Below are 12,040 nucleotides of genomic sequence, written 5' to 3'. Positions count from 1 at the left end.
AATGATTCTTGTTTTTTCTCTCTTGATAAAAGAGAATTAAAAATCGGATGTATATTTGTTGCTTCGCTCATACGTTTGTTTATTACTCAATTACTAACAAGGGCTTCATTAACATCTTCTTTTTTAATGAATAAATGCCAAACTCTTTCATGCAGATAAAAAAGTGCAATCTTTGTTACAACTTCAGCAATACCAACTTTTATTCCAACTAATGGATTACCAGATATGACCCATGTAAGAATCATAGTATCAAGAGTACCTATTGCTCTCCAACTTATGGCCTTTGTCAAATGTCGAATACTATTCTTTTTGTCTCTCCAAAAGTCATTTCTCGACCATTTTTCCCAGACCCATTCATGACAGTAATAAAGAGTGATTTTTGTTATTAATTCAAAGCCACCAACACTCAAACCAACAATAGAATCTCCAGAGATTAACCATCCCCAAAGAATTGTATCTAATGTACCCCAAAGGCGCCATGAGATAGCTTTAGCTAGTTTTCTATTTATTATTTTCATTTATTTAGAATTTCTGTTGAAAGTATTCAGAGGGTAAAGCTTATAATTAAAACAATGAAGCGTAATCATTACTTATTTTATTCCATGTGTAATACTTTTTTGAATAGTGACTATTTATCTGAGCCATCTTTTCTAAATCAGATGATTCTATTGAGTTTAAGAGTTGAACTAATTCTTCCTGAGTGTCAAAATATTTTGCTTGAAGGAAAGTAGTCTCTTTGTTATAGTTAACACCAAAAGCTAAAATTGGTAACGATAAGTACATTGCTTCGACTAAAGATGGGTTAGTACCCCCTGCACTATGTCCATGTATGTATATATAGCAATTTGACCTTATTTGATTTAAAATTTTTTGATCGTATATTGGTTGTATAAGATGAATATTATTTATATTTCGATACTTTTCAAGAAGTTTAACTCCGTAAGCACTATTGTTCCAATTGCCAATAATAACTAATGGAATATTTTTTTGATCCTTGAATGCTTCTAAAATTAGATGAATATTATTTTCAGGCTCAATTCTACATACTTTGAAAGCATAATTTTCCTTTAAAAAAGAATACTGTTCAATTGTTTCTTGATTTAATTTTTCAGGAAAAGAGTGATCAGCTCCATAAGTTATTAAATGGGCATCTTTTCCATATTCTTCTTTAACATATTGCTGTATAACCTTATTATCTGCAATAATTTCATCAGCATGTAGACAAGCAATTTTTTCTGAATATTTTAAGAACCATTTCGCATATTTATTCCATTTTGCTCTTTTCCATTCTAAACCATCTATATTTACTAAAAAACGTTTTTTAGTAAATAATTTAAAAAATGGTATCGTAATACAACCAGATACACCAAGTATTAATAAAGTATCACTGAATAATAATGCATGAAAAATTGAAATTATATCATAAGGTATACTTTGAATTCCATTTGCATTTAGAGGAATATAAAAAAGCTTACTTTTATTATGAGATGGTATTTTTTTTTGCGTATTCTTAGAACTACAATAAACTGTTATATCAAATTTATCTCCTAAGTATTTTGTGAGATATTCTGTTAGTGTTTCAAAACCGCCGTATTTTGCAGGAATACCTGCAGAGCCTATTATTGCAACTTTCATTTCTTTTAATATCCTAGTTTTTTATTAGTTTCTATGAATAAATTTTTAACTTCTTCGTGCATTGTGAAGTCTGATTTGGCCGGGTTTTCTTTCAAGATAGAAGACCCGTATTCAGTAGTTCTTTGATCACTTTCTAGTTCACAAAAACTAAATATGTTATTTAATTCTTTTACAGGGTCTTTCGTTAGGTTTTCGTATTTAACTCTATAAATAGAGTTTGGATATAATTTTTCAAACTTAAGTCCATAATTCATAGAAACAATCCATTCAATAGCCGCCATTTCTTTATGATTATTTACCTGATCAATGATAGGTAACAATGAGGAATAATCAGGGTCTTGCTTGATTATTTGGTCTTTCAAAAGGATCCATTTTCTATTATCTCTACCCCACCAATCATGTATTTCATTCTCATTTTGCTTGCCGAGTCTTTTAGACCATAAATCAATTGAGTTACATGTGTCATTTCCATTTCTAACAAGAAATAAAAATTTTGCATCTGGGACTAGCTTTAGCACATAAGGGACTCTGAATACAAGTTCAGGATACTTATCCAAAACTCTGCTATTTAAAGAAAATTTTAAATACGAATTATATATTCTATTTAAACTTCTACTTTGTTTCTTACTTGCATGACTTTCATCAAGAATAAAGGAAGCTTGTTTTTTTGAATAAGAACCAATAACATCTTCATTAGGGTTTATCGAATTCCAAATTATTTTAGGTTCATTTAAAAAACCAATTTGTTTGTGCATAGACATAATAACTCCTAAAATAGTAGTGCCACTACGACCTGTACCTATAATATAGATTGGAGCATCTACTTTTTTCAACGGAAGATACTTGAAAAAATTATGCAATGTCTTTATTATTGGATTAATCCACTGTCCTTTTGTTGTAAGAGGCCTTCCCTCAAACATAAAATAGCTTATTAATCTAGAGTAAGTTCTTCGTTTACTAAATTTTATATATAGATCATTTAATTGTGCAATCATAATTATAGACGTCTTGAAATTGAGTTTACAATATTTTTCATCCTTGATAAATTTAAAAGGACAGCAAAAAAAGTTTTTACAGGGAAGCTAACAAAATAATAAAGCATAGTGAAAGGATTAGGCTTTTCATTAGAGAATTGATAGCCTAACTTTACTAAGTTTTTATTAGTAACTTTTTCACAAATGTAAATTTCAGAATTATTTAGACCTCCGTAGCTAGATAATGCTTTCGTAGAATCGATACCAATATTTTTGGAGTCATTACCATGAGATGAACCAATTTGTTCCACATTTAATAAGTTTTCATTAAATGGTATGTTGATAAACTCACAAATTTTTTTTAGATTTTTTTTAGGGTCTGTAACAAGATCTTCAAAAGATACCGATATGAGTGAAGCATTATTTTGATTCTCATAATATGAATCAATACTTTTGTTCCAGAGTTTAGAAATAGTGAAAGGGTGATAGTTAATAAAAGATCTAACTGCTTCTTTCAATGGTATATTATTAGCTCCTAAAAAACGTCTCTTCCATTTTTTCTTTTGAGATATAAGTACATTTCGAGGATCTCTTGTAATATTAATAAATTTGGCTTGGGGGAATAATTTTGAAATTTCCTTTATGAATAAAACATTCCTTGGTGTTTGCTCACAAGGAATAATTTTATTTTTTAGGGTTGTTTCATAAATTAGAAAATCTTGAAAAACGTTATGCTTATAAAATTTATCTCTACTATCTTTTGAATAAAAGATTTTAGCTTCACTTAGATTGATATCTGTTTTGTTTTTTGCCAAATAACCAATTCTTTGTATGTTGAGAAGTTTAGAAAAAAGTTCTATTGCTTCATCTTTTGAAATAGGGTTATCGGTATCTTGATCCTCCCATAATTGTTCAAAAAAATGAATTTCTTTGAAAGTGAACACTTTTTCACTATTATTTAAAATACGGCCTAGCATAGTAGTACCGCTTCTACTGTTTCCAATAATAAAAATCATATTATAACAAACTTCGATAAGTTGTGATTAGTTTTTTGTAATGTACTTGTTCAGTGCAATTTTCTTTAAAAAAGTTAAAGCAGTTGTTTTTTAAATCATTGTAACGGTCTGTCTTACTATAATTTAATGCCATAATTAGTGTTTTATTAAGGTCAGCTTCATTCTTACTTTCGAATAAGAAACCAGTTTCTGAATCTTGAACTAGTTCTGGTATTCCACCAATAGTTGCACCTATCACAGGAGTTTTGAGAGCAAAAGACTCAATGACACTCAAAGGGTTATTTTCATACCATTCAGACGGCGTTATAGAGTAAAGAGCATTTGTTACTAAATTTTTTAACTCACTACCAGATTTAAACCCTAACAGTTGAATATTTTTATGATTAGCAATAAGTTTCTTTATTCTTTCTCCTTGATCACCTGTTCCAACTATTTTCAAATTAATTCCAACTGAAATGGCACTTTTGATCAAAGTAATGATACCTTTCTCTTTTGATAACCTTCCAAAATAAATAAAATAATCTCCGTCATTATTCTTTTGTCGTTCGAACTTTGAAAAGTCTTCGTAATTAAGAAAATTATACAATACAGATGTTTTGTTTTTTAATTCTTTTTTATATTTAAGATGAATATTATTAATAAAATTACTTACCATTATAAAATGTGTAATTTTCTTTTCATATGGAGTAAAGTAATCTCTGTAATAACATTCTAGTGCTGCAACTGAACTAAATGCTAGATTTTCCTTAACACATTTTTTTTTAATCGCATTTAAATAATTTCCATTACAACAATCATGACAAATTGATTTGTTATCCAATAATGTATACGCAGGGCAAAGCATTTTATATTCATGCACTGACATTACTGAAGGAATTTTAGATTTCTCAATAACGTTTAATATTGAGTTGGATAAAACATTATAAAAAATGTGTAAATGTATGATATCAGGTTTGATGTTTTGTATAACGTCATAAAGTTTATTTGCTACCTTCTTATTGTAAATGAAATCTTTTGTGTTAGTGATTTTTTGTAAAAGTGGAAGGTTTTTTTTGTCTTCGTATTTTATAAGAAAACCATCTTCACTTTCATAATATTCTTCTTCTATTTCAGCAGTACTGAAAAAATAGACTTCATGATTATTTTTTTTAAGTAGCTTGATTGTTTCATGATATACTTTTTCAGATCCACCTCTCAGTTTATGATGGTTATTTATTTGTAGTATTTTCATAATTAAACTAAAGATTCATAGAATTCTAAATATTTTTTTGAGCAATTTCTGATATCATATTCTTCAATTAATGCCTTTCTTGAGTTCTGAATGGTCTCTTTTGTGGGGGTAGTATTTAAACTTTCCATAATTTTATTATGAAACTGATCTAGTACAAACCTTTCAGGGATATAACAATAAGGGATGTCCTGTATAACATCTTTATGTTGAATGATTGGAGATGCTACTATCTTAATATTTGATCTTAATGCCTCTAATAAAGATATAGGCAATCCTTCAAATTTTGATACACTTAAATAAATTTCTGAGTAGGAAAGAAGTTCATTGATATATTCTGTTTTTCCAATAAAATGTAAATTAGATATTTTGTTTGTGTTTATATAATCTTCTCCTTCTTCATATCCGCCACATACTAAAAAATGAATGGATTTTTCTTTAGAAAAATAACTTTTCACAAGATCGACTAAGAAAGGATAATTTTTTTGATTTCTAAGTGCTCCGATCAATAAAATTATTTTAGAGTTCTCAGGTATCTCATACATTTTAAACACCTCACTTTTCGATAGTGCTAAACTACTACTTTGTTCTAAAGTAATACCATTATTAACAATAGCATTTTTACATTCAGGGTATTTATTCAGTTCATAAGAACTTTTAGAACAATAAATTTTTGGTGTTTTTTTATTTAATATTTTACTTAATATATTGATTCTTTCTGGTGCATTATGAATTGTCATTATATGACTTTTTCTCTTTTTTTGAGAAGTAAATAGTAATAAAGAAGTGAAAAAGTGAGCAAAAGGCAAGTGTGTATTTATAAAATCATACTTATTTTTTAATAAGAAAATAAAACCTTTGGTATAAGCCTTTATAACATTAAGACTTTTTCTTTTTCTACCTAAGCATTGAATTTCTATACCTAAATCTAAATACTTATTGTATAATTTGAGGTTATAATCATTACTTAAATCAATTTTATTAATGATTACTAAAGTTATTTGATTTTTTTTAGATTGTTCTTTTATCAAATCTAAAAGAAAAGTTTGTGCTCCTCCAGCCGTTAGTATAGGTATAATATGGCAGATTTTCATAGTTCGAGATACTTAGTGATTTGAATATTACAATTGTCGCTATTAAAGTTTTTAAACCCTATTTCATAACTTTTTAGGCCAACTTTTCTGTTATCATTATTAATTGCCTCATTGATACTTTTTGAGAAGTCAAGTTCAGTATATGTTTCTGATATAAATGCTGAATTATTATTTTCGAAATAATGATTAATTATACCATTATTTGTAGTTATAATAGGTGTCTTAGAGGCGGTATATTCACAAATTTTAAAAGGAAACCTAGCCATATCTTGTACGTTATCGCTTAAAGGAATTAACAAAGCTTTTGCTGATTTATAACTTGATATTAAATCTTCGTACGAAAGATTATTAAGAATTTCAATTTTATAATCAGAGTAATCATTATTGATAAATTGTTTTAATTTTAATATTTCATTTTTCTTGCCATGGGTAATAATTTTTAACGAGATATCCTTCTGTTTAGCCTTAGATGACTTGTAAGCTTTAAGAATAAATTTTATTACATGAATGTAAGCTATACCGCCACAGTATAAAATATAAGGTTCTGTTTCTTTCGACTTTATCTTATCCATTTCATTAAAACTGACAGATGGAGGGAGTTGTAAAGTTGGGATATGTGGTGCTTTTTTATTGATATGCGTATTCAGGTAAGGGCTTATTGTGATACAATAGTCTATGTAATTATAGAATTGATGATCAAAACCATTAGTAATATCGATATCTCTCTCTTCTCTTTTTTTTAAAGAATCAACATATTCGATATAATCATATACAATTTTGTAATTAAGAATTTTAGCTAATCTAGCATAATATTTTAGGGTTTGGAGTTTGGTAGAATAAACTATTAGAATTTTTGTACCTTTAAAAAACCTTTTATATATCAGATATATAATTTCTAATACATATCCTATAAGTTTGAAAATATTTCTAAAGATAAAATTATCATGACGAAATGAGACTAAAGAAGTATGTATATAACTTATATTATTTTCAATCTCATCTGCTACCTTTATATTTTCTTCAGTAGTAATTGCTCGAGAGTGTAAAGGAAAACGATTAACGATTGTACACCTCTCATTGTTTTGAGTAAATACCCTGCTTAATTGTAAAATTCTATATGTATCAGCAGAACCAAAAGGAAATCCGAGACTACCAACAATAAGACTATTCTTTTTCATGTATAGGTTCTTTTAAAAATGCAAAAAATATAAATGATAACAATAATGGACCTTCTATAATTGAGTAACTTATTGATATTAAAGCTATTACAATGAAAAATAAGTATTTATTTTGATATTTGAAATGTTTTGAAAATTCAATGGATGATTTTATTAACAATGAGTAAAAAAATATAAACCCAATAATTCCATATTTTGCCAAAATTTTTCCTATTCCAGATATTGAATATAAAGTAGCTCCAATCTGATTAATCCATTTAGCATTTATATGACCACCATAACCAAGAATTGGGTTATTAGTGAAGTCTTTCCAATCGATCATAAAGGATTCAAACCTTTGAGGGCTATAAACGTAGCCATATTTAACAGAATTGTAGGCTGAAGTTTCAATATCAAACTCCATTAATTCTTGGAACTTCTCTTGCATTATTGGAAGGGAAATAACACCAATTACAATTAAAATAAAGAATGGTAAAGATAGAAGTACAATTTTTCGATTACTTCGTAATAGTTTTGCACCATAAATCACTAATGCAATTCCATAACCTGTTGAAGAAATTGTAGTAATAAGAGTAAGTAATAAAACTAAATTTTTAAAACTTTTTATTCTATTATTATAAACTACTTGATTGATATAAATTCCTATAGATATTAATGATGCAAATACTCCTGGTTCCCAAGCAAAGCCTGAGTTCCGAAAAATGGATAATCCATCTTTACCTATGTTAACATTGAAAATTATAATATTTCCAAGGCCATTTCTAAAAGCGGGTTCTAATAATGAAAAGCTTTTTAAAATAATGACTAGATATTCATATGCTACTAGTTGAATTAGGTAAAACGGCAAACAAACACAACAGAGTGTTACGATAGTTCTTTCATATACTTTAAATAAATCATAGCGAAATACATTTACCAAAGTGTAAGCTATACCTATAGTTATTATCCAAATAGCAATATACCTAGGGTGAAATGCAGAAAATTTTACTGTTTGAAGGGTGAAGAAGAAAGCAAAAAATATAAAAATATTTTTTGCTTTCTTTCCAGGGAAAATTCCTTTGTACCTCGCGAAGATAATAAAAATTATTAACAAAAAACATATTCCGAATGGAGGTGCCCATGTGTAATATGAATTTGTAAATGTAGATGCATTACCAGTGAAAATTAGTAGAATAAAGAAAATGAATTTTGAAAAACTATCAATTTTATGAATTGATTCCATTGTATACTAATTTTAATTCTTTGTGTGCAAAAAATGACTTTATGATTCTAAATAGAATGGGGCATATCAATATTGCTCCAATTCCAAAAATATTAGTTTTGATTAATAAAATAGAACAAGGGAAAGTTAGTAGAATAATTAAAAATGATAATATCACTTGATTTTTAATACGTCCTATTCCATTTATAAACGTCATTGATGGTTGAGTAAATGTAAATACTGAAATATAAATTGTAACCCAAATCAATGTAGATGTAGTAATCTCTATGTTAATGAATAAAGGAATAATAAATGGAAATAGAAAAGAAGTCATGCTAATCAGTAAACACCCTAAAATTGAAAATTTATAAACTTTAAAATAAGATTTCTTGATCCATGATAATTCATTTAACTTATATTTATGAGTGACAGCAGACCAATATGGATTAATCACAATGAAAACTAAACTTTGTATGGCATTTAGATATTTTGTTATAATATTATATTCAGTTGTTGTTTCAAATCCTATATATTTTGAAATCATGACAGGTATTAAACTTGATAAAAATACTACTGATAACTGTATTACTAAGAAGTTAACACCTAATGACAAAGACGATTTGGCATACTTTATTTTAATTTGAGTGAAAGAAAATCTTAACATTTTATTTTGATAGAAAAATAAAATGTTAAATGCAAAGAGAATAACAATTGGAGTAATGGCAAATATGTAAGTTACATTTTTAAGATTTACATAATCATCTTTTTGTTTACTAATCAATAAAAGGAAAGCCAATGTCGTAACCTGAGTAACAGTATTTATAATTATATTTATAGAAGGTTTTTGTGTTGCATAATATAAATTATTGATTAATTTAAAGGTAAAGTTGAGACAAAAGCTCATTAATGTAATTGAAATTATATAATTTAACTCCTCTAGATTATATTTAGATATATTGAATAATTTCTGAGTGTCAACGTAAAAAACCGTTGTGTAAAGTATAATAAATAGTATACTAAAGATTAGAAATGATGTGAGATATGTGGCTCCGATCAGCTTTTTCCCCTCATCAAACTTTTTCTTTGATATTAATTCGGTTAATTTATTTCTTAATCCTAAACCTATTCCAAAGTCTAACATATTAAACCATTGTAGGAATGAAGTTATAGTAACCCAAATACCATAATCATATTTGTTCAGTATATTCAAGGTTATGGGGATTGAAATGACTGGTATTCCTAAGCTAATTATCTTAAAAACTAAAGAAATGTATGTTTGTGTATTAAGATTTTTGTTGAAGTCCATTTATTATTTTTTTTAACTGTCTTACTTTTTTTCTGCGATAATAAATAAGAGTTAATACTTTTCTTGAAAATTTGTTAAAGTAAAAAGAAAGGCTGAATGTAAAAAAAAGTTTAAGTTTTGAAGGTTTAATTTTAGCAACATCATCAATAGTTTTATCTAAATCATATCCTAATTTTATGAATGCTTCCTGATCTAGACTATGAATATAAGCATTCAGTAACCTCCATTCTTGAGGTGATAAAGAATTTTTCCATTTTTTTGTATTACTGTTGTCAATTACCTTCTTCTTATTCATGTTCGGATCTCCCAATCTCCATTTTTTATCTTGAGAAATATCAAGAATTTCTTTTTCAAATGAAATGCCTAAGAAATTACAAATGCGATTAACTTCAGTATTTGTTTCTTGTAAGAGATCTTCGTAAGATACTCTTAATATATTCTCAGCACTCTTTATTTTTTTTAAATAGGTTAGAGCTTTGAATAAATCATCTTGATATCTTGATAGTAAAAAATAATTTCCTTTTACCCATGTTTTTAATATTGAGTAAAATACATCTAAGGGGTTTCTTGTTAGTATAATAAATTTTGACTTTGGAAATTCTTTTACTAATGAATCAATGATATAGTAATAACGAGGAGTTTTATCTATAAAAATGAATTTATCGTTTTTTAAAGCTAAATCAGTAGTTATTTTTTTATATAATCCTAAATAATGCTGTTTCAGTATACATTGTATATCTTTATGTTCTTCTAAAAATGAGTTAATAGCAAGATTAGCCCAAGTAGCATTATAGAATTTTCGATTGTGTACTTGTAAATCAAAGTCGTTATAAATAATTGGTAATAAAAACCAAGGTTCTCCAACAGTATGGATTTTTGAATGATTTGATAATATCCTTTGCAAAAAAGTAGATCCTGCTCTGGGTTGTGATATTACAAAGACATGTTGGACTTCTTTATTCTTCATTACTGTTATAAAAATTGTTTAATAACATGTCTTTTTTAGAAAGTTTGATGTCATCCTGTTGTAATAACCAATCAATATTAAGATTAGAATCATTCCATAATATCCCTGAATCATGATCTGGAGCATAAGGATTATCTACCTTATAAGAGAATATGGCAGATTCACTTAAAACGATAAATCCATGAGCAAATCCTCTCGGGACTAAAAATTGTTTTTTATTATCACTACTTAGTATGATTGATTCATGTTGACCATAGGTAGGAGAGTTTTTTCTTAAGTCAACTGCAACATCAAGAACTTCTCCTTGTATTACTCTTACCAACTTTGTTTGCTCAAATGGAGGTTTTTGAAAATGTAAGCCTCGTAAAACACCATAGTTTGATTTAGATTCGTTTTCTTGAATAAATTTAATATGAGGGAAGTTCTCTTCAAACCAACCTTGTTTAAAAGACTCCATAAAATAACCTCTGTCATCTTCAAAAACTTTAGGTTCGATGATGACTAAATCTTTTATTTTTGTTTCTGTGATTTTCATTGATTGGAAGTAATAAGTTGTTTATTGTTTACCTTATTAATCAGATATTGACCGTAGCCTGTCTTTGCAAGAGGTTTAGCAAGCTCTATAACTTGGTCTGCATTTATAAATCCTTGATCAAAAGCAATTTCTTCAAGGCAAGCTACTTTAAGACCTTGTCTTTTTTCAATGGTTTGAATAAAACTACTAGCCTCAATCAATGAATCATGAGTACCGGTATCTAACCAAGCATAGCCACGTCCCATTAATTCAACCTTTAATTGCTTTTTATTTAGAAATTCTTCATTTACAGAAGTAATTTCTAATTCGCCTCTTTCAGATGGTTTAATATTTTGAGATATATTTACAACTTCATTGGTATAGAAATATAATCCAACAACTGCATAATTTGATTTAGGATTTGTTGGTTTTTCTTCTATGCTAATAACTTCACCTTTTTCATCAAACTCAGCAACACCATAGCGTTCAGGGTCATTGACATAATATCCAAAAACAGTTGATTTTTTATTGATAACTACATTATTTTTGGCTTTATGCAATAATTCAGTCATTCCATGACCATAAAAAATGTTATCACCTAAAACTAAACAAACGTCATCATCTCCGATAAACTCTTTTCCTAGTATGAATGCTTGAGCTAGTCCATCAGGAGAAGGTTGTTCTATATATGTAAATTTGACTCCAATCTCTTCTCCTGTACTTAATAGTTTTTGGAAATTTGGCAAATCGTGTGGTGTAGAAATAATCAAGATCTCTTTAATACCAGCTAGCATTAATACTGAAACTGGATAATATATCATAGGCTTGTCATAAATAGGCATTAATTGTTTTGAAACACCTTTTGTTATTGGGTATAATCTAGTACCTGACCCACCTGCTAAAACAATTCCTTTCATTTTACCAATC

12 protein-coding genes are annotated in these 12,040 nt (G+C 27.7%); all 12 read right to left on the bottom strand.

The window, feature by feature from the left end:
- Window positions 1-86: 86 nt before the first annotated feature.
- Genes IC221_RS23995 through rfbA form a run of 12 tightly spaced genes read right to left on the bottom strand, consistent with a single transcriptional unit; the run spans window position 87 to window position 12,030 of the window.
- Window positions 87-518, bottom strand: a complete 432-nt coding sequence (locus IC221_RS23995) for a DUF2061 domain-containing protein (protein ID WP_188171380.1) — start codon at window positions 516-518, stop codon at window positions 87-89.
- A 46-nt stretch (window positions 519-564) separates the two neighbouring features.
- Window positions 565-1,635: a DUF1972 domain-containing protein gene (locus IC221_RS23990; RefSeq protein ID WP_188171379.1), complete on the bottom strand. Its 1,071-nt coding sequence runs from the start codon at window positions 1,633-1,635 to the stop codon at window positions 565-567.
- 5 nt (window positions 1,636-1,640) lie between these two features.
- The gene (locus IC221_RS23985) at window positions 1,641-2,630 is read right to left on the bottom strand and encodes a sulfotransferase (RefSeq protein ID WP_188171378.1); all 990 of its coding nucleotides are present in this window, start codon (window positions 2,628-2,630) and stop codon (window positions 1,641-1,643) included.
- A gap of 2 nt (window positions 2,631-2,632) precedes the next feature.
- Window positions 2,633-3,625, bottom strand: a complete 993-nt coding sequence (locus IC221_RS23980; RefSeq protein WP_188171377.1) for a sulfotransferase — start codon at window positions 3,623-3,625, stop codon at window positions 2,633-2,635.
- Window position 3,626: 1 nt separating this feature from the next.
- Window positions 3,627-4,856 (bottom strand): glycosyltransferase family 4 protein, encoded by a 1,230-nt coding sequence (locus IC221_RS23975; RefSeq protein ID WP_188171376.1) that lies wholly within the window; start codon window positions 4,854-4,856, stop codon window positions 3,627-3,629.
- A 2-nt stretch (window positions 4,857-4,858) separates the two neighbouring features.
- Window positions 4,859-5,947, bottom strand: coding sequence for a glycosyltransferase (locus tag IC221_RS23970; protein ID WP_188171375.1), 1,089 nt, complete (start codon window positions 5,945-5,947; stop codon window positions 4,859-4,861).
- Entirely contained in the window at window positions 5,944-7,125 is a 1,182-nt protein-coding gene (locus IC221_RS23965) for a glycosyltransferase (protein WP_188171374.1), read from the bottom strand. Before IC221_RS23965 ends, IC221_RS23970 begins: the two co-directional genes overlap by 4 nt.
- Window positions 7,112-8,347: a hypothetical protein gene (locus tag IC221_RS23960; protein WP_188171373.1), complete on the bottom strand. Its 1,236-nt coding sequence runs from the start codon at window positions 8,345-8,347 to the stop codon at window positions 7,112-7,114. Before IC221_RS23960 ends, IC221_RS23965 begins: the two co-directional genes overlap by 14 nt.
- Window positions 8,331-9,632 carry a lipopolysaccharide biosynthesis protein gene (locus tag IC221_RS23955; protein ID WP_188171372.1) on the bottom strand — a complete coding sequence of 434 codons (1,302 nt, stop codon included), beginning with the start codon at window positions 9,630-9,632 and terminating at the stop codon, window positions 8,331-8,333. Before IC221_RS23955 ends, IC221_RS23960 begins: the two co-directional genes overlap by 17 nt.
- Window positions 9,610-10,599: a sulfotransferase gene (locus IC221_RS23950; protein WP_188171371.1), complete on the bottom strand. Its 990-nt coding sequence runs from the start codon at window positions 10,597-10,599 to the stop codon at window positions 9,610-9,612. Before IC221_RS23950 ends, IC221_RS23955 begins: the two co-directional genes overlap by 23 nt.
- Window positions 10,589-11,134, bottom strand: a complete 546-nt coding sequence (gene rfbC / locus IC221_RS23945; protein ID WP_188171370.1) for a dTDP-4-dehydrorhamnose 3,5-epimerase — start codon at window positions 11,132-11,134, stop codon at window positions 10,589-10,591. The genes IC221_RS23950 and rfbC overlap by 11 nt, the downstream gene beginning before the upstream one ends.
- Window positions 11,131-12,030, bottom strand: coding sequence for a glucose-1-phosphate thymidylyltransferase RfbA (gene rfbA / locus IC221_RS23940; RefSeq protein ID WP_188171369.1), 900 nt, complete (start codon window positions 12,028-12,030; stop codon window positions 11,131-11,133). The genes rfbC and rfbA overlap by 4 nt, the downstream gene beginning before the upstream one ends.
- Between the last annotated feature and the right edge of the window lie 10 nt (window positions 12,031-12,040).

The sequence above is a fragment of the Flammeovirga sp. EKP202 genome, assembly GCF_014534745.1.
In the GTDB taxonomy this organism is placed as follows: Bacteria; Bacteroidota; Bacteroidia; order Cytophagales; family Flammeovirgaceae; genus Flammeovirga.
The sequence above is the reverse complement of the archived record's forward strand: the minus strand, read 5'-3'. Positions and strand labels throughout refer to the sequence as shown.